The 18,457-nt window shown below is 38.9% G+C and carries 16 protein-coding genes; 8 read left to right on the top strand and 8 right to left on the bottom strand.

The genetic code is table 11. The features are described 5' to 3' along the window. Positions 1 to 112 precede the first annotated feature (112 nt). The 3 genes from ACZ1GV_RS09395 (at position 113) to ACZ1GV_RS09385 (ending at position 3,766) form a co-directional block, all read left to right on the top strand. Complete coding sequence (locus ACZ1GV_RS09395; protein WP_472673937.1) at positions 113 to 829, top strand: VC0807 family protein; 717 nt, start codon at positions 113 to 115, stop codon at positions 827 to 829. A 53-nt stretch (positions 830 to 882) separates the two neighbouring features. Further along, a complete protein-coding gene (locus ACZ1GV_RS09390; RefSeq protein ID WP_472673936.1) occupies positions 883 to 3,360 on the top strand; it encodes a glycoside hydrolase family 31 protein in 2,478 nt (825 codons plus the stop codon). Between the two features lie 109 nt (positions 3,361 to 3,469). After that, positions 3,470 to 3,766 (top strand): hypothetical protein, encoded by a 297-nt coding sequence (locus ACZ1GV_RS09385; protein ID WP_472673935.1) that lies wholly within the window; start codon positions 3,470 to 3,472, stop codon positions 3,764 to 3,766. On the opposite strand, the gene ACZ1GV_RS09380 is transcribed toward ACZ1GV_RS09385, so the two are convergent. After that, complete coding sequence (locus tag ACZ1GV_RS09380) at positions 3,756 to 4,259, bottom strand: hypothetical protein (protein ID WP_472673934.1); 504 nt, start codon at positions 4,257 to 4,259, stop codon at positions 3,756 to 3,758. The two genes, ACZ1GV_RS09385 and ACZ1GV_RS09380, sit on opposite strands and share 11 nt — an antisense overlap. Positions 4,260 to 4,662: 403 nt before the next feature. On the opposite strand from ACZ1GV_RS09380, the gene ACZ1GV_RS09375 reads away from it, so the two are divergent. From ACZ1GV_RS09375 to ACZ1GV_RS09360, 4 genes are all read left to right on the top strand, one after another. Beyond that, positions 4,663 to 6,147, top strand: a complete 1,485-nt coding sequence (locus tag ACZ1GV_RS09375) for an MFS transporter (protein WP_472673933.1) — start codon at positions 4,663 to 4,665, stop codon at positions 6,145 to 6,147. A gap of 71 nt (positions 6,148 to 6,218) precedes the next feature. Continuing rightward, the gene (locus ACZ1GV_RS09370) at positions 6,219 to 6,806 is read left to right on the top strand and encodes an NADPH-dependent FMN reductase (protein WP_472673932.1); all 588 of its coding nucleotides are present in this window, start codon (positions 6,219 to 6,221) and stop codon (positions 6,804 to 6,806) included. Positions 6,807 to 7,036: 230 nt separating this feature from the next. Further along, positions 7,037 to 8,071, top strand: coding sequence for a LacI family DNA-binding transcriptional regulator (locus ACZ1GV_RS09365; RefSeq protein ID WP_472673931.1), 1,035 nt, complete (start codon positions 7,037 to 7,039; stop codon positions 8,069 to 8,071). A 23-nt stretch (positions 8,072 to 8,094) separates the two neighbouring features. Next, positions 8,095 to 8,574 carry a glutathione peroxidase gene (locus ACZ1GV_RS09360; protein WP_472673930.1) on the top strand — a complete coding sequence of 160 codons (480 nt, stop codon included), beginning with the start codon at positions 8,095 to 8,097 and terminating at the stop codon, positions 8,572 to 8,574. Positions 8,575 to 8,686: 112 nt separating this feature from the next. On the opposite strand, the gene ACZ1GV_RS09355 is transcribed toward ACZ1GV_RS09360, so the two are convergent. The 7 genes from ACZ1GV_RS09355 to ACZ1GV_RS09325 all read right to left on the bottom strand — a co-directional run bounded on the left by ACZ1GV_RS09355 (position 8,687) and on the right by ACZ1GV_RS09325 (position 17,430). Beyond that, positions 8,687 to 10,699: a methyl-accepting chemotaxis protein gene (locus tag ACZ1GV_RS09355; protein ID WP_472673929.1), complete on the bottom strand. Its 2,013-nt coding sequence runs from the start codon at positions 10,697 to 10,699 to the stop codon at positions 8,687 to 8,689. Positions 10,700 to 10,816: 117 nt separating this feature from the next. Continuing rightward, positions 10,817 to 11,641, bottom strand: a complete 825-nt coding sequence (locus ACZ1GV_RS09350; RefSeq protein WP_472673928.1) for a symmetrical bis(5'-nucleosyl)-tetraphosphatase — start codon at positions 11,639 to 11,641, stop codon at positions 10,817 to 10,819. 10 nt (positions 11,642 to 11,651) lie between these two features. Then, positions 11,652 to 12,014 (bottom strand): Co2+/Mg2+ efflux protein ApaG, encoded by a 363-nt coding sequence (gene apaG, locus ACZ1GV_RS09345; RefSeq protein ID WP_472673927.1) that lies wholly within the window; start codon positions 12,012 to 12,014, stop codon positions 11,652 to 11,654. Then, positions 12,014 to 12,865, bottom strand: a complete 852-nt coding sequence (gene rsmA / locus ACZ1GV_RS09340) for a 16S rRNA (adenine(1518)-N(6)/adenine(1519)-N(6))-dimethyltransferase RsmA (RefSeq protein ID WP_472673926.1) — start codon at positions 12,863 to 12,865, stop codon at positions 12,014 to 12,016. Before rsmA ends, apaG begins: the two co-directional genes overlap by 1 nt. After that, positions 12,866 to 13,864: a 4-hydroxythreonine-4-phosphate dehydrogenase PdxA gene (gene pdxA / locus ACZ1GV_RS09335; protein ID WP_472673925.1), complete on the bottom strand. Its 999-nt coding sequence runs from the start codon at positions 13,862 to 13,864 to the stop codon at positions 12,866 to 12,868. After that, the gene (gene surA, locus ACZ1GV_RS09330; RefSeq protein WP_472673924.1) at positions 13,864 to 15,153 is read right to left on the bottom strand and encodes a peptidylprolyl isomerase SurA; all 1,290 of its coding nucleotides are present in this window, start codon (positions 15,151 to 15,153) and stop codon (positions 13,864 to 13,866) included. The genes pdxA and surA overlap by 1 nt, the downstream gene beginning before the upstream one ends. A 15-nt stretch (positions 15,154 to 15,168) precedes the next feature. Next, entirely contained in the window at positions 15,169 to 17,430 is a 2,262-nt protein-coding gene (locus ACZ1GV_RS09325; protein WP_472673923.1) for an LPS-assembly protein LptD, read from the bottom strand. A 178-nt stretch (positions 17,431 to 17,608) separates the two neighbouring features. Here ACZ1GV_RS09325 and djlA point away from each other — a divergent pair, with 178 nt between their 5' ends. Next, on the top strand, positions 17,609 to 18,454 hold the full coding sequence (gene djlA, locus ACZ1GV_RS09320; protein ID WP_472673922.1) for a co-chaperone DjlA: 846 nt from the start codon (positions 17,609 to 17,611) through the stop codon (positions 18,452 to 18,454). The last annotated feature ends 3 nt before the right edge of the window (positions 18,455 to 18,457 follow it).

Here is an 18,457-nt window from a genome sequence, read left to right as displayed (position 1 = left end):
TAGGTCATTTATAAAGCGGCTATTTAGCCGCTTTTGTTAGCGCTCGCACTTATTAATTCGCTGGGGTAATATCTAGCTCATATTTAAATGAAGATTAGTAATAAGTAGTAATATGACTGACAATTCAACATCACAGCAACGTCCTACCAAGCCAAAAAACAACACGTTTTTGGAGCTTATTTTTAATATTATTATACCCTCACTGATCCTGATGAAGTTATCAGGTGAAGAGTATTTGGGGATAGTTCCTGGTTTATTAGTGGCGCTTGCATTTCCCGTTGTTTACGGCATTTATGACTTTGTTACTACCCGAACGTTTAACTTTATATCGTTGCTTGGTTTTTTAAGCACGTTATTAACGGGCGGCATCGGCTTATTTGAATTAGACGCTGAATGGCTCGCGATAAAAGAAGCGGCGATTCCTGCCATCATTGGTTTGGTTGTTTTAGTTTCGGGCTTTAGTGGTAAGCCACTATTGGCGAAGCTGATGTTAAACCCAACGTTATTTAATCTAAACGTTATATATGACGCCTTGGCAGAGAAGAATAATACCTCGGTTTTTAAGGCAAAAATCAATCGCGCTAATCACTTGTTAGCTTCTACTTTTGTATTTTCAGCATCGGCAAACTACATACTCGCTAAAATTATAGTGACGAGTAACGCCGGTACGGTAGAGTTTAATGAGCAGTTAGGCGAAATGACATTAATTAGTTATCCAGTTATTGCAATACCATCATTGATTATGTTGATAGGTATCATGGTTTACGTTGTAAAAACGATTACCCGCTTAACTGGATTGAAGTTTGAACAAGTATTACAACAAGAGTAGTTAGTGGCTTGCACCATAATGCTAGCGCTAATGTATTCAAAGGGATAGGTAAAATGAGAGCGGGTATTTTTTTTAGTTGGTTAGTTGTTCTGTTGTGTTATTCAAATAACAGTTTCGCAGATTCGTATATTAGCCATACCTTAAAAGACCAATCACTATTAGTGCAGCATGAGCAAGGTATGTTAGAAATTACTGCCTTGCATGATCTTGCTTTTGAGGTAAGGCCATTAGGTAGTTCGTTAGTGCGCGAAGACTTTCCTAGTTTTGCTAAAGATCCTGAACAGCAATTTCGTCCTGCAATAAAAGTTATCAACAGTAAAACATCACTGACTTTCGCCACTAAAAAGTTGGCAGTAGAAATTGATAAGGCAACGCTTCAACTGTCGTTTGTTAAAAATGATAAAGTTATTTTAGCAGAAGAAGCCGGCTTTTTTGCTACTCATAGCTTACAAGGCTTTCGATTTAAGTTGGATGAAGAAGAAGCCTTAATGGGCACAGGTGAACGCGTCTTAGGTATGAATAGACGTGGACACAAGTTACCACTATACAATCGTGCTCATTATGGGTATGAGACTTATTCTGAGCAGATGAATTTCAGTATTCCTGCAGTCATGTCTACTAAAAAATACATCATTTTATATGACAATCCCGCAAAAGGATTTATAGATCTTGGTAAATCAGAAACAGATATTTTGCAGTTTGAGGCTGTTGGTGGCCGACAAGCCTATATATTTATAGCTGGTGACACTTATCCGGACCTTATCCATCAATTTGTTAAAGTTACTGGTAAGCAACCGTTACCGCCGCGTTGGGCTTTTGGTAATCATGCATCTAGGTTTGGATATCGTTCTCAGGAACAAGTTGTTGATACAGTAGAGCGGTTCCGCCAAGCAGAAATTCCAGTGGACTCAGTGATTTTAGATTTATATTGGTTTGGTAAGGATATAAAAGGCCATATGGGCAACTTAGATTGGGACCGAAACGCCTTTTCTAATCCAGATAAAATGCTCTCCGATTTAGCTGAACTTAATGTCAAAACAACGTTAATTACTGAACCATTTATTTTAACTTCCAGCAATCGTTGGCTGGAAGCCTTAGAAAAAGATGTGCTAACAAAAAATATTTCAAATACTGGAGTAAAGACGTTTGATTTTTATTTTGGTAATACTGGCCTTATAGATGTGTTTAATGAACCAGCTACAATGTGGTTTAAAGATATTTATAAAGAGTTAGCTCAGCAAGGCGTCTCAGGTGTATGGGGCGACTTAGGTGAGCCGGAAGTCCACCCATCAGATATGTTACATACGTTATCGGAGTATGGCATTACTGCTACGAGTGATGAAGTGCACAACGCTTATGGCCATCAGTGGGCTAAATTAGTCCGTGACGCGATTAATGAAGCCACGCCTAATACTCGTCCGTTTATTCTAATGCGGGCTGGTTATGCTGGCTCGCAGCGTTTTGGGATGATTCCTTGGACCGGAGATGTCGCCAGAACCTGGTCAGGCTTAAAACCACAGCCAGAGCTTACAATGCAAATGGGCTTATTAGGAATGGCTTACACACATTCGGATTTAGGCGGGTTTGCTGGTGGTGAGACCTTTGATGCAGAAATGTATACTCGCTGGTTACAATATGGTGTATTTCAACCTATTTACCGTCCCCACGCGCAAGATAATATCGCACCAGAAGTGGTTTTCCATGACAAAGCGACCCAACAAATTGTTGGCAAATATATCAAGCTAAGATACCGCTTGTTGCCTTACTTATACTCAATGGCTTATCAAAATTCTATGACCGGAATGCCGTTAATGCGTCCAATGTTTTTTGAAGAGGGAAGTGCGAAGTTTTTTAACATGACGGACCAATTTATGTGGGGTGACGCTTTTTTAGTGAAAGCGATTACGGACCCGGGAGTAGAGTCAACCAAAGTAACTTTACCAAAAGGTCAGTGGACAGACTATTGGACCGACACGGTATATGACGGTGGAACAGTGATAGATTATCCCGTGACACTAGAAAATATACCTGTGTTTGTTAGAGGCGGCGCAATCATACCTACGGTTAATGATTTAATGACAACAGAGTCATATTCTAGCCAAGCGTTAAACCTCGACGTTTATTATGACAAAAACCAACTATCTACCGTTAGCGAAGTGTATGAAGATGATGGTGTGTCGGAGAATGCAATAGCAGCGGGAAAATACGAGAAACTGATTTTTAACGGTGCGGCATACCAACAAAATGGTGCTAATCGGTACTCTCTTAGTATGGAACGTCAATTGGGCAGCGCAAAGGCTTATGCTGGTATGCCAGAGAAACGCAACCTATCTATTCGAGTTCATCATTGGCCGACAACGCCAATAAATATAACGTTTGACGACGATGAAATAGCATTATTTACTAATTTTAACGAATTTAGGCTAGCCCAAAGAGGCGCTTTATTTGATAAAAAGAATAATCTTGTTATTGTTAAATTTAATTGGAATCATCAACAAGCGAATAAGGTCGCGTCGTTAATGATTAAGTAATTCGGTACTTGCGGCTAGCTGAAAAGCAACTATCTTTAATACTAGTTTACGGATAGTCGCTTTTCGCTCGATCAACGGATTGATCTTCTCTTGGTTACAAGGATTTATTATGCAAGTTAAAAAAGCTTGGCAGTTTTTATTGGTCAATGACCAGTTGGGTTACTACACAGGATATAAAGGTCCTGAAATGTTTGGTGAATTAGACCGCGCAAAGGTCTATCGTACTCATGGTGAAGCTCACATGGCCGCCCTAGGCATTAAGCACCCATTAGAAGTTGAGTCGGTATTAATCTGGCACCGAACTCAACAAGATAATGAAATTACCGATAACGTTAATCCTAAATCGACAAGCAACCCTTTACGAAATCATCTAAGGGTTGTTTCATCAAATTCGTTTAGTGAATAACTTTATTGGTTTGGTAATTTTCTTTGTATTTAGAGACCACCAAGTAATCAATAATGTTTCTATGCTCATCTACTAGAGCATAACCTTCAATAATTTCATTATTGTGCCTGACTGGCGCATGTGTTTTAAACGACCATATCGTATTGTTGTCATCCGTTTGTTGTTTTAGTGCTTGCCATTGCGAATGCAAACGACCGAACGGTAACTCTGGTGCAATGTTGTTTGGGTCTCTAACGAGTTCGCGTTCTTCGACAGAGTTTATGTTAACTGGTAACAACAAATCCTTTCTTTTTACTCTAGATTTTTTGACGCCGATTTCTGGCGTTGATTCAAAAAATATAAACAGTAATACAAATGGCCAGAATAAGGCGGTTAAAAATATAGCCTTAATTACAGTGGCACTTTTTGATACTGTGGCGACTGTCGATTTATCTCGGAACACATAAAGTATAAGACTGACAGCCATTCCGGCTGCTAAATATAATGCAATCATGGTATCTACTCTCTTATTTGCCCGCTTTAGATGTATATATCTAAGCCATTCGGGCTGAATTATTCTTATTAATTTAAACTGGTACAGCTGTTTAACAATTCTTAGAGTTGTAAAATTTATCCAGTGAAGACTTCTAAGTTTTGCAGTAGATTGAGTTTTTGCCAGTAAAAAGAATAAAAAAAGTATGTATTTTAGGTAAAATGTTGTAACTGCGACGATTTTAAATTTAAGCTAAATGTGTCATGGAATTAACATTCAAGTTCCAATTTCTATTGCTTTGAATACGTATGTACTTATTTGTTTGCAGTTGTGCTTCGTTATAGTCTGAAGCGTTATTTTAAAGTCATTAATAATAAATATAAAAAACAATAATAATCATGTGCGTTTACAACAGGACAACAATATGAATCAACCGAAACTCTCCTTTTGGCAAGTTTGGAACGTCAGCTTTGGCTTTCTTGGAGTACAAATAGGCTTTGCACTTCAAAATGGTAATGTCAGCCGAATTTTATCAGACCTCGGCGCCGACCTTTCTTCACTCTCACTTTTTTGGTTAGCAGCGCCAATTATGGGGCTATTGGTTCAACCTATTGTTGGTGCACTGTCAGATCGAACTTGGAACCGAATGGGCCGACGTCTACCATTCATTTTTGGTGGCGCTATTGTCGCTGCGCTAGCAATGGCTTTACTGCCAAACGCTTCGCTACTAGTGGCATTTATACCGCCGATGATTTTTGGCTTGATCATATTCGCTATAAAAGATGCTGCGTTTAATGTCACCTTCCAACCTTTTCGTTCTTTGGTTTCCGATATGGTTCCAAAAGAACAACACAATATGGGTTATTCAGTACAAACCTTATTAATTAACATTGGTGCGGTTGTAGGATCTATTTTACCGTTTGTGTTAACGAATGTTATTGGCCTAGAGAATGCTTCAAAAGCTGGTGAAGTTGCACCTTCTGTCGTTTGGGCCTTCTATATTGGTGCAACCATTTTATTAGGCTCTGTGCTTTGGACCGTCTTTAGAACAAAAGAGTATGCGCCGGCGCAATATAATGAGTACAAAGGACTTACGGTCGAGCAAAGCAACAATATGTCTGAACAAAAGCTATCAATGTTTGCCAAGCTATCTGGTTTTTGGGCGCTATTAAAAGAGTCTCCGGAAATAATGAAGCAATTGGCCGTTGTGCAGTTTTTCTCTTGGTTTTCACTTTTTATCATGTGGACTTATCTACCGGCTGCACTCACACAAAATACATGGGGAGTTGCCATACACTGGTTCGATCCAAGTTATTTAGCGAGTAATCCGGTTCCAGAGTCCATATCAAAAGCGAAAGGTGCAGCAGGGGACTGGGTTGGTATTTTATATGCAGCACAAGCACTATTTTCTGTCGCATTTGCTGTTGTCTTGACTAAGCTTGCGGATACATTTGGCCGAAAGTTAGTATATTCCCTATCGTTACTGGCTGGTGGTTTAGGCTACATCAGCATGATTTTATTTACTGATCCGACAATTACCGAAGTTAATCTATATATAACGTCTGTAACGGTGCCACAAGGGGCTATTGGCATTGTACTTTCGATGATTGGTGTTGGTATCGCTTGGGCTGCAATACTTGCTATGCCTTATGCTATTTTAGCGGGTGCATTGCCTGCAGATAAAACCGGTGTTTATATGGGCATATTTAACTTCACAATTGCTGCTCCACAAATCATTTCAGGCTTAGTGAGTGGTTGGATTTTAGGTACTGTTTTTGCTAATGAAGCAATATATATCATTATCCTGGCTGGGGTCTCAATGATCTTGGGGGCAATATCAGTGTTGTTTGTTCGTGACAGTGAGCCCAAAAAAGAATCTATAGTGTTAGAAGACAAAGTGTCCGCTTAAGGTTAGTATTAATAAAATTAAACCCAGCATTTGCTGGGTTTTTATTAACAAGAACAAAGACTAGGCGAACTATGAAAATTACAATTATCTCGGGTAGTACAAGAAATAACTCAGCAAGCTCAAAAACCTCTCGCTATTTAAAAAATCAATTGTTAGAGATTAACAACAAAAATACCGTTGATATTTTTGACTTATCAGAAACGCAACTGCCTCTTTGGGAGGAGTCCTTAGACTTAACTACATTGTCTGCTCATGCTGACTCGCTTGAAGCGTCGGACGCTTTTGTGTTTGTGGTGCCTGAATGGCACGGCATGGCGCCACCTGCATTGAAAAATTTATTCTTTTTGTTTACTGGCGTGTTTAGACACAAGCCTGCGTTTATCGTGTCTATATCAGCCGGTACAGGTGGGCGTTACCCAATTCAAGAGTTACGCTCTACTGTGTATAAGAATACTTACTTAAACTTCATTCCTGTAAATACGGTTATTGACCGAGTTAATAGCATTATTGACGAAGATGGCAATTACATCGGCGAAAAGCAGTTTGTCGCTAATAGAGTAGATGAAGGACTCAAATTGCTTCTAGAGTATGGAAGTGCTTTCCAAGTCATTCGAAAAAGTGACATTGTACTAGAGAAACGCTTTCCAAATGGTGTTTAATTAACCATAAAGTTGGGCAGTAGCGAAGTTCGTTCACTTTGCTATTGTCCGTCATGCCCTTTATGCATAAAATGCATTTAGATATCACACTTATTATCTTCCTTATTTTTAAATCTTGAATACGTATGCACTGCAGTGCTACTACTTGATTAATTTAGCTAAATGTAGTTTACACCCATTTTTTAGCTAGGTACTATGACACTATCATTCCCTACATATGTGAATTATTTGTGAAAGGTAAAGCAACCTCATTTGATATTGCCTATCGAGCCGGTGTTTCTCAATCTACGGTATCGAGGGCGTTAAGAAACAGCCCTCTAGTTAGCGAAAAGACCAAAGAAAAAATTCGCGAAATAGCTAAAGAACTGAATTATACCGTTGATAAAAACGCTAGCAGTTTGCGTTCTCAAACTAGTACTACACTTGCGTTGCTATTGTTTGAAGATCCAAGCAGTGATGATTCCTTAGTGAACCCATTTTTTCTTTCTATGTTAGGAAGTATTACTAAAGAATGCGGAATACTTGGATATGACCTGCTTGTGTCGTTTCAAGAGTTAGATGCTGATTGGCACTCGGTGTTTAAAGATAGTAATAAAGCTGACGGTCTGATTTTACTTGGTTATGGTAATTACTTAGATTATGAATCAAAGCTACACGAGCTAGTAAATCATGGTACGCCATTTGTTCGATGGGGGGCTGAAACACAGAGTGTTAAAGCAAGCTCCATAGGTTGCGATAACTTTCATGGTGGCCAGCAAATTACAGAACACTTAGTCGGTTTAGGCAGAAAACGTTTTGCTTTTGTTGGTAATGTTGATGATGGCTCTCCAGAATTTCTTGCTCGATACCAGGGACATTGTGCTGCTTTAAAAGAGGCTCGATTAAATGTAGACAAAAATCTTCAGCGTGATGCTGTGAATACGGAAGAGGCCGGATATTTAGCTACGACAAGTCTGTTAAATACACAAATAGATATTGATGCAATTGTAGTGGCGAGTGATTTGATTGCGACAGGTGTACTTCGTGCTTTAGAAGATAAAGGCGTAAGAGTTCCAGAGGATATAGCTATCGTGGGCTTTGATGATATTCCTGTTGCTAGGTATACAAAACCGGCTTTAACAACATGCCGACAAGACTCAGCTAGAGCTGGAGTTTTATTGGTTGATAAGTTAGTTGCTTTGATAAATGGTGAAGAAACATCGAGTAACTTTATGCAAACCGAACTCATTGTTCGGGACTCTTGCGGCGCTAAGTTAAAACAATAATTTAAGTATAAATAAGGATTCCAATGAGTAAGTTTTATGGTTTTTCCGCAACATCAATTAGCGGCGAAAAGATTGAAATGTCAGACTATAAAGGCAAGGTTGTGCTTGTTGTTAATACTGCAAGTAAGTGCGGTTTTACAAAACAGTATGACGGCCTTCAAGAGCTTTATGAGCAATATAAAGATCAAGGTTTAGTTATTTTGGGCTTTCCTTGTAATCAGTTTGGCGAGCAAGAAAAGGGCGGAAATAGTGAAATACAAGAGTTTTGTCGCTTAAACTTCGGGGTTAACTTTCCAATGTTTGAGAAAATTAATGTTAACGGACCTGATGCTCACCCGATTTATCAACACTTAAAGTCAGAAAAACGAGGTGTATTGGGCACAGAAGGCATTAAGTGGAATTTCACAAAATTCTTAATTAACAAAGAGGGTGATGTGGTTGAGCGATTTGGCTCAACAACTAAACCAGAAAAGCTAAAAGCAAAAATTGAAAAGCTACTTTAGCTGTAAATTTACACGATTGATTCAAATAAAAAAAACGCCCTAGGGCGTTTTTTTATTAGTGCATAAAAGTAAGCTTAATCTAACGCTTTACTAAAGAGCTAGCTATTGAGTCTTAAAGCCTAAACTGCTCTACAGACTGTCTAAGCTCCTCAGCTAAACGAGCTACTTCTTGAGAAGATAAGTCAGTTTGTGTAGCCCCTGAAGCGGTTTGCTCTGCAATCGCTACGATAGACTCAAGACGTTCACTAATCTCGTTACTAACTTGATTTTGCTCTTGAGCTGCAGACACGATTTGTTCACTCATGTCGTTAGCCTGGTGCACTGAATCGGTAATATTATTCAATGCTAATGTTGCTTGTTCTGTTTGTGTTACACATAAGTCAGCTTGTGTTTTGCTATGGTTCATTACACTAACGGCTGATTTCGAACCGCGTTGTAACTGCTCAATCATATTTTGTATTTCTTGAGTAGACTCTTGCGTTTTACTCGCTAAAGAACGAACTTCATCGGCTACGACCGCAAAGCCTCGGCCTTGTTCACCGGCGCGAGCAGCTTCAATTGCAGCGTTTAAAGCAAGTAAATTGGTTTGTTCTGCGATACCGCGGATAACATCTAAGATACCGCCGATTGCAGCACTATGCTCGTTTACTTCATGTATAACGCCAGAGGCCTGTTCGATTTCGCTAGCTAAGCTTAAGATGGTTTGTTTGTTGTTATCAGAAATTGTTTTAACGCGTTCAGCATCTTCGTCAGCTTGTTTTATATCGGCTAATGCTTCGTTAGCTCTATCCATTACAGAGTAGGAAGTGCTCGCCATTTCCGTTGTCGCTGTTGCTGCCTGTTCTACTTGAGAGCGCTGTTCGTTTATTGCGACAGTTGACTCTTTAACAACCATAGAGGTTTCTTCAGACGCGGTAGCAAGTTGATTTGAACGACTTACAATGCCGTGGATCAATTCGCGTAAGCTATCAATAAGCTTGTTACAGTTTTTCGCTAATTCACCAAATTCATCATTATTGCTATCATCTAATTTAACAGTCAAATCACCTGTTGATACAACATTAAGTACTTCATTTACTTCTCGTAAAGGTCGCGTAACACGCACAACTGTTTTGTAACCGATGAAAATCGACAACAATAATGACACGCCCATTACCGCCCAGTTTTGCGACACACCACTACTAACTGCTTCTTTCACGCTCTCGGTAGTTATTTGCAACTCTTCTTTTACTTTTGTACCTAAAGACTTAAGTTGAACAATACTTTGCTCAGAAAGTTGAGTCGTTTTATTTAGTAGAGCTCTGGTTTCATCGATTTTGTTTAGTAACGCAATTTTTGTTGCACCAACCGAGTCATTTGAATCAATCATGCCGTTTACAAGGTCGATTTGCTCAAGTAAAGATGATACACCCTCATAACCTTTGCCGGCCGTTTCAGTTTTTAAAATCGCGACTGACTTGTTCATATTGTCTTGTAAAAAGTCGAGCTCTTTACGAATAGTAATTACCGTATCTCTGTTGTTGTTTTTACTGATATCAGTAATAGCCGTAATGATGCTCAGCATGTTTGCTTCTATAGAAGCTGCAGCTTGCGCTGCTGGGTTGTCACTCGGAAGCTCATTTAAGTCTGTGAAATCAAGAATAAAAGTTGCTGCATCATCGGCTGCAAACTCAGTTTCCTCTAATTGCGATGTCACTTTATCAGCTAACTCCAGGGTATTCTTTTTTGCTGTAAAAAGCTTATACGCTGATGCTGTAAACTCTTGGAATGACTTTTTAACTTTTGGAACTTGTGATTCCAAAATATCGACACCGGCGACAATTGAAGTGAGGCTTTTTAGCTCCTTGTCCATTTCAGAAGCTTGACTATTAAATGTAGCGACGGAACGCTCAATGTCATCATAATTGTCAGCATAATAATCTAATAGAGTGGTTTTACTCATAGCAACAAACTGTTGCTGTAAAGCTGCACTTGACTCCATCGCAGGAACAGAAAGATTATTTACGGTTTCTGTCGACTTCGAAATGTCATTTAAAACTGCAACTGAGCTAAATCCTAAAAATAGTAATAGAATAGCTGTAATTGAAAAGCCTCCAATTACTCTCATTGCAACGGTTAATTTCATAAGTTCTCCATGGGCGGACTGCTAACTTTTTAATTATTCAAAGGTTATCGGCCAAATTTATATTTTTATTAGATTAAATTGTTTAAACAACTTGGTTGTTCGGTAAATTTACCACGTCTACGGCCTGCTCTCAGCCATTATTTTAATTGTTTGCTTGGTTTGCCAATTTAAGACAGTTAAGTAATTGCCCCAAACATATCCTGTATCTAAAGGGATAATGTTTGGATTAACACTTTTCCCCATAAGAGACGCCCAATGTCCAAATACCCATTTAGTATCATTAAATCTATCAGCTTGAAATTCGAACCAAGGCACTAGTTTTGAGTCTGGAGATAAAGTGTTAGGCGCCTCTTTATAAGACAAGTCCAGTTTACCTTCTTTTGTACAATAACGCATTCGAGTTAGGCCATTAACAGCATAGACCAGTTGTTCTGAAACTGATAAATCACGTTGCCAAAAGTCTGGCTTATTGCTGTACATGCCTTGTAAAAACCGAACATAATTTTTATGAACTAATTGCTTATGTATTTTTTTTGCGAATGTTTTTGCATCATCAATCGACCAGTTCGGTGGTAATCCAGCGTGACTCATAAAACCTGTGTTATCAGGTAATTCTAATAAGAGAGGTTGTTGTCTAAGCCAGTCACAAATGTTGACAATATTAGGAGAGGACAGTAAGTCTTGAAGCTTGTCTTTTGGGTTTGCGCTTTTTACTCGTTTTGCAACGGATAATAAGTGTAAGTCGTGATTCCCTAATACCGTTCGAATGTGGCTATCGTTTTTAAGAATAAACTCTATGGTCGCCAGTGAGTTTTCCCCACGCGCTACTAAATCACCCGTTAACCAAAGAGTGTCTTTACCACTGCAATAACCTATTTCAGCAAGGGCATTTTGTAATCCATTGAAACACCCTTGAATATCTCCGATAAAATAATCGGCCACGAACTTTTCCTTAATGCAATATATTTGGAACTGCTAATCGAAATACAGGAATTGGCACTTGGATGCTATTTGTATCGGCTTTAAACTCATAAAAGCCTTCCATAGTCCCTACTTCGGTTTCCAGTATACATCCGCTAGTGTATGTGTAGCTTTCGCCAGGTTCAATAGTAGGTTGTTCACCTACAACGCCGGCCCCTTTAACTTCTACTTTTTTACCATTTGCATCAGTGATTAGCCAATATCGGCTTAGTAACTGGGCACTATGAGTATCATTGTTTGTAATGGTAATAGTGTAGGCAAAAACAAAGCGATGCTGAGCGGCATCACTTTGTTCGGGAATGTCTTTAGTAACCACTTTTACTTCGATGTTCATTACTTTTCGCTCTTTGTTTTTTCATACCACTGAGCGATTTTTATATAATCATCAAGGGATAAGTTTTCCGCCCTTACTGAAGCATCAATACCTAAAGACTCTAGTTGTTCTACGGTTATGATATTTTGCAGGCTGTTTCTGAGCGTTTTTCGGCGTTGATTAAAGGCTTCTAAACATACAGTATTTAACATCGCTGGCGATACTTGATTTCTTGCATCGTGCTCTTTAGGTATTAATCTAATTACAGCAGAGTCTACTTTTGGTGGCGGCACGAAAGACGATGGTGGAACATCAGTAACCGGCACTGTTCGGCAGTAGTATTGTGTCATTACGCTGAGTCGACCAAAAGCTTTGGTATTTGGTGCAGCACACATTCTGTTCACAACTTCTTTTTGTAACATAAAATGCATGTTTTCGATGTTGTCTAGGTATTCGTATAGGTGAAACAGCAATGGTGTCGAAATGTTGTATGGCAGGTTACCAAACACTTTTAGTTTTTTATCTTCACGCACGACTTGGCTAAAATCAAACTTCAACGCATCGGCTTGATAGATGTTTAGCTTGTTGCCAATAAAAGGGTGGGTTTTTAGTCGTTCAGCAAGGTCTTTATCAAGCTCAACAACGTTAAGGATATCGGTGCGCTCTGCAACAGGTTCAGTTATTGCACCTAAACCTGGACCAATTTCAACTATATTATCGCCTTCTTTTGGGGCAATAGCTCTTACAATTCTTTCAATAATATCTTCATCAGTTAAAAAGTTTTGACCAAAACGCTTTCTAGCTTTGTGACCTTGGTGAATGCCTTTTGCTGGATCAAAATGTTTTTTATTTGATGTTTTATGTTTGCTCATTTAGCGTTTAGCCTTGTTTTCTAATGCCATTTTTATAGCGTGTGCAATTGCAACTTCCATACTTCCTGTATTTGCAGTTCCGGTTCCTGCTAAGTCTAAAGCAGTGCCATGGTCCACTGATGTTCTAATGTAAGGTAAGCCTAGAGTAATATTGACAGCGTTACCAAACCCTTTGTATTTTAAAACGGGTAAACCTTGGTCGTGATACATTGCTAATACCGCATCTGCATCGTCTAAATACTTAGGTTGAAATAGCGTATCGGCAGGTAAAGGGCCGATAAACTCCATACCTTCGTTGTTCAGTTCTTTTAGTATAGGTTCTATGATCTGTATTTCTTCTTTGCCTAAGTGCCCACCTTCACCGGCATGCGGGTTTAAGCCACAAACCAATACTTTGGGCTTGTTTATACCGAACTTAATCTGAAGATCTTGGTATAAAATGGTTGCTACTTTTCTAATACGTTCAGGTGTGATTGCTTTTGCTACGTAAGCTAGCGGAATATGTGTAGTAACTAGTGCAACTCGTAACCCTTCAGTCGCTAATAACATAACCACATCTGATGTGTTTGAGTGATTAGCAAAAAACTCAGTATGCCCGCTAAAGGGAACGCCAGCCTGGTTTATAATGCCCTTATGGACAGGGCCGGTAACAATAGCATCAAACAGTCCGCTCATGTTACCAACGCTGGCAGTCGTTAAAGTATCTACTACATATCGCCCATTCTTTTCGTCAAGTACACCAATTTGGGCAGGTGTAGCAAGCTCGTGAGGTACAATGAATAATTCGCCAGGTGTATGTTGTATCGGCGGTTGAGTCTCATCAAAAATCTTTAGGACAATATTTAACCCTAATGCGCTGGCACGTTGCTGCATTAGCTCCATATCGGCTAAAGCAATTAGTTGTGCTGGCCATTCTTGCTGGGCTATTTTTAATACTAAGTCCGGGCCTATGCCTGCAGGCTCGCCCGGTGTGATTGCAATTCTAGGAATATTAATCATTACCCAGTGATGACCTCGATAAAGGCTTGCTCTCGAATCTCACGTAACCAACTCTCTTGTTCTTCTGCAAATTTACGTTTAAAAATTATTTGATAAGCACGGTCTTTTTTGCTTTGTTCCGTAGTGTCTGCCGTTCTTGTTTCTACTAATTGGACAACATGCCAACCGAACTGCGTTCTAAAAGGTGCACTATATTCGCCGACTTCTAGTCCAGCCAAAGTTTCTTTAAATTGGGTTGCATAAATATCTGGGTTAGCCCAACCAAGGTTGCCGCCGCGCAGGGCTGAACCAGGATCTTCTGAGTGTTCTTTGGCTAATTCTGCAAAATCTGCTTTACCTTCTTTTACATCACGTACAAATTGGCTAAGCATGTTTTTTGCTTTTTCTTCACTCAATATTATAGAAGGTGTTAGTAGGATATGGCGAGCGTTCACCTCTTTAATTTCTACTGTTTGACGACCTCGAACATCAAGAACTTTTACAATGTGAAAACCAGCTCCAGAACGAAGTGGGCCATGAAGTGAGCCTTTTGGCTGGCCTTTAACATTTTTAGAAAATAACGAAGGCATTTCGTTTACACTCATGTAACCCCAGTCACCACCTTCTAATGCCTTAATACCAGATGAACTAGCAATTGCTACTTGTTTGAAGTCACTACCTTCGTTTAGTAATTCAATTACTTTATTTGCAACTTCACGTCTTTCTTGAACTTCAGTTTGTGTTGCATCACTATCAACAGCAATAAGAATATGACCAATTTGGTACTCTTCTTTACTTGTTTGTTGTTCAATTACATTTACTAGCGAGTCAATTTCTTGGTCTGATACATTGACGCGACGCCTCACGTTAGCTCGGACGACTTCATTTAATGCGATTTCTTCACGTAGTTGCTCTCTATAGCGCTCAAAATTCTCGCCTGTTGACTCTAACTTTTGGCGAAACTCGTCAACAGAGATACTCTGACGTTCAGCGATACTTTGTAATACTGAGTCTAAATGGGCATCACTGATCTGAATACCCATGCGTTCCGCCATTTGTAATTGAATGCTAGTTAATACTAATTTATCAATTGCTTGAGCTCTTAGCGCTTTGTCACTTGGCAATACTTGGTTTGCTAGAGCCGCTTTAGCTTTAACATCAGCAATGATCGACTTAATTTCACCTTCCAAAATTACACCGTCATTTACAATAACTGCAACATTGTCCAATCGTTTTAATTCTGCATTCGCAGTAACACTTACAAGTGCAGTAAGAGCTACTAGAGTAGCCATAAACGTATTTCTAAACATATTTACTCTCGTTCGTTATTTTGTAATTAGGTAAGGTCGGCGATATGCAAAAATACTGTTTGAGAACATTTTTGATATCCTTGATGCCGTGTCGCCACCTAAACCACTTAATGTGAAATTAATGCTGATGCCATTTTCATACTCAACATTAGAATTTACGTTAAAATCGGGATTGTTTAAATCCAAAACTACCTGACGTTGTGCTGAAACTTGTACACTCCAACAACAAGACCGGTATTCAAACCCCACAAGCCCATCTAAATTTATATTTCTTTCTGAATCATAATGATAACTTGCCGCAAGCGACCAACTCTCATTTAACTTATAGCTACCAAACAAACCGGTTTGGTTAATCGTAATGTCTGCCACATCTCGTACATAACGTTGATTTAACTGGATGTTTTTATTTTCATCTAACCAATAGTCTAACGCTATAAAGCCAGTATCAACTTTATTACTATCACGGTTGTATAAAATACCACCGTCTACTTGCCAGTTTGTAGATAACTGACCGAACACTTCTACTGCTAATGCTGGCTTAGAGGCAGTTGACTCTGTATTAGTTCCCTCATTTAGCTGAACAGTAGAGAATTTATGAACTTGTCCTATGCCAAAGCGAAATAGTTCTTGGTTTTGTTCATCAAAAATACTGGTAGATACGCCGAGGGTTACTTGATCCATTGCTTCTATGCGGTCGATGCTAGAATAAGTTTGATCACGAAAGAGGGCAAAGTAATCTTCTTTTAAACGTTGAGAATCATATAGGCCGATCTCACTTTGTTCTGAGCTTTCTACATATACGTATTGCAGTTTAGGCTCTAATGTTTGTCTAACACTTTTACCAAAGTAGCTCGTTTGTTTTTCAAAGCTTAGCCCTGTGAGCAGTCTAAATTTACCAACGCCTCGATCGACTGTGTTTTTGTTTAAATCATCTTTAAACTCTTGCTCATAGCGAGTTGCAAGATAGGAGAAACTTGACTCAAATTGAAAGCTAGGTTGGTAATATTGATAACTTAACTCCGGCTCTAAGTGAAGACGGTCTACTTTATAAACATTCTTATTATTATTGCTAAACTGAGTATAGCTGGTTTTCAACTGAGCCTTGAAGCCATTACCACCTGCAAAAGTTGACCAGTTAGCATCGAGTTGCACTGGAATTTTATACGACGGATCATGCTGTCCAAGTTCAACCATATCTTGTGTAAATAGGTTAAATTGCAACGTATCAGTTGTATAGCGTAAAAACGCAAAATTATTTAGATGAGTATCTGCTTGATGGTGGTAGTCACTCTTAAACTCACTGATATAGTTATCATCACTGAGTTCTGTCCACTGTACTTGTAAATTCCAATTTTTACCTAAAGTTGATTCATGTTGAATAAAGCCTAGATAACGCTCTTCCAGATCTACATACTGTTGATCTTCATTAATATATTCGAGTTGTAAAATATTCTCTGATGATTCTGACAAATGACGGAAATTACTTTCTAGCTGCCACCCTCGCTGAGACATATAGACAGGAGTTAGTGTTAAGTCGTAGTTGTTTGCTAAGTTAAAATAAATAGGTTGCGCGTAATAAGCGCCAAATCTACTAGAACTGCCAAACTCAGGGAAAAGTAATCCACTTTTTCTTACGTCGGTTAGTGGGAAAGTAATATAAGGTACATATAAAACCGGTACATCAGCAATTTTAAATACCGTATTCCATGCTTCACCCCAGCCTTCATCTTGTTTGATGTTTATTTCGCTAGACTGAAACAACCAACTCGGGTCGTCACTTGGGCAAGTTGTAAACGTTGCCGAGTCTAAAGAAAGCTGATTATTATCTTTAATTGCAAAAGATTGCGCAGTACCGCGACCAGCATTAAAGCCAAATCGGTAATCGGCATCAAGTAGCTCAAAGTTTTTGTTTTTTTCGTCGATAAAAATAGATTCGCCAAACACAGTTGCCGTTTTTGACGTTAATTCAACATTACCTTGCGCTAAAAATTGCCCTGTTTCTTCATCGAAAGTGGCTTGATCCGCTTGCACAGTTTGCTGTTTTTGAAAAATGATGACATCGCCATCAAATTGTATTCGTTCGCCTCTAATTATATCAGTGGAGTCACTTTGAACAACAAACGTATCATTTGGAATAGTATTTGCGAAGCCATTAGACACTGAGATAAGTGCCTTTTTGGATTGTAAAGGTTGTTGGCAGATCGTCTCTGCTAAGGCCGGCAAAGATGCAGACCATAGAGTGAAAAATAACGCTGTATTTTTTGTTTGTTTGTTCAAACTTTCGATAACCTCTATCAACCATACCAGAAGCGTGGAACGCGTAAATTCGCTGGTGAAAAATAATTTTAATAGCCGATGAATTCTATATGATTTTTTTACTGTATACTACGCAACGAACGGAATTTGAGTATAAATAATCCGGTTTAAACGTTTTATTAGTTGGAAGTGAATTGTAGTGATAGGAAAAATTGCAGGTACAGTATTTGGATTCTTGTTAATTAGGCACTTTGTGGGTGCGCTAGTTGGACTGTGGATTGGGCATTTATTCGATAAAGCAATGCAGCGAATGAATGACAAAGGCAATGTTGAAGAATGGTTAATCAGTAATGATGCAAAACAATCGATCTTCTTTTATACAACATTTTCAGTAATGGGGCAGATGGCAAAATCAAGTGGCCGTGTTACGCCGGAACATATTAAAACTGCTAACGATTTTATGGCTCAAATGCGATTGTCTGAGCAGCAAGTTGCAGAAGCAAGAGACGCATTTCGCGAAGGTAAGCTTCTTGGGTTCCCACTAAAAAAGAAAATTAAGCAGTTTAAGGAGCATTTTGGCAATAGGCGTGATTTATGTCAGTTTTTTCTAGAAATTCAAATTCAGACTGCATATTCCGACGCGATTTTAGAACCGGCTGAATATAATTTACTTGAGGATATAGCGAAACAGTTAGGTTTCAATAAGCGGCATTTGTCTCAACTTATTGCTATGTGGGAAGCGGAAATGCGTTTTCAAAACTACAAGCAGCAGCAACAAGAAAAGTATAAACAATACGATCGTAAAGACAGCTCAGTAAATCAAGCTAAAGCGCCAAGTTTACTTGATGCCTATGCTGTTATCGGGGTTAGTGATCGAGATTCCGTTAGAGATATAAAACGAGCTTATAAAAGGTTAATGTCTCAGAATCATCCTGATAAATTAGTAGCGAAAGGCTTACCACCAGAAATGATGGAAGTGGCAAAACAAAAAACCCAAGACATTCAATCAGCCTATGAAATAATCAAAAAAGCGCGTGATTTTTAATTG

The sequence above is a fragment of the Psychrosphaera sp. HA2-10 genome (assembly GCF_055693745.1).
This window is presented reverse-complemented; position numbering and strand designations above follow the sequence as displayed.

Coding starts and splice junctions, on each gene's coding strand:
- ACZ1GV_RS09380 (WP_472673934.1), bottom strand. CDS start 4,259: ATGATTGCATTATATTTAGCAGCCGGAATGGCTGTCAGTCTTATACTT.
- ACZ1GV_RS09370 (WP_472673932.1), top strand. CDS start 6,219: ATGAAAATTACAATTATCTCGGGTAGTACAAGAAATAACTCAGCAAGC.
- ACZ1GV_RS09390 (WP_472673936.1), top strand. CDS start 883: ATGAGAGCGGGTATTTTTTTTAGTTGGTTAGTTGTTCTGTTGTGTTAT.
- ACZ1GV_RS09360 (WP_472673930.1), top strand. CDS start 8,095: ATGAGTAAGTTTTATGGTTTTTCCGCAACATCAATTAGCGGCGAAAAG.
- pdxA (WP_472673925.1), bottom strand. CDS start 13,864: ATGATTAATATTCCTAGAATTGCAATCACACCGGGCGAGCCTGCAGGC.
- ACZ1GV_RS09355 (WP_472673929.1), bottom strand. CDS start 10,699: ATGAAATTAACCGTTGCAATGAGAGTAATTGGAGGCTTTTCAATTACA.
- rsmA (WP_472673926.1), bottom strand. CDS start 12,865: ATGAGCAAACATAAAACATCAAATAAAAAACATTTTGATCCAGCAAAA.
- apaG (WP_472673927.1), bottom strand. CDS start 12,014: ATGAACATCGAAGTAAAAGTGGTTACTAAAGACATTCCCGAACAAAGT.
- ACZ1GV_RS09395 (WP_472673937.1), top strand. CDS start 113: ATGACTGACAATTCAACATCACAGCAACGTCCTACCAAGCCAAAAAAC.
- ACZ1GV_RS09375 (WP_472673933.1), top strand. CDS start 4,663: ATGAATCAACCGAAACTCTCCTTTTGGCAAGTTTGGAACGTCAGCTTT.
- ACZ1GV_RS09385 (WP_472673935.1), top strand. CDS start 3,470: ATGCAAGTTAAAAAAGCTTGGCAGTTTTTATTGGTCAATGACCAGTTG.
- surA (WP_472673924.1), bottom strand. CDS start 15,153: ATGTTTAGAAATACGTTTATGGCTACTCTAGTAGCTCTTACTGCACTT.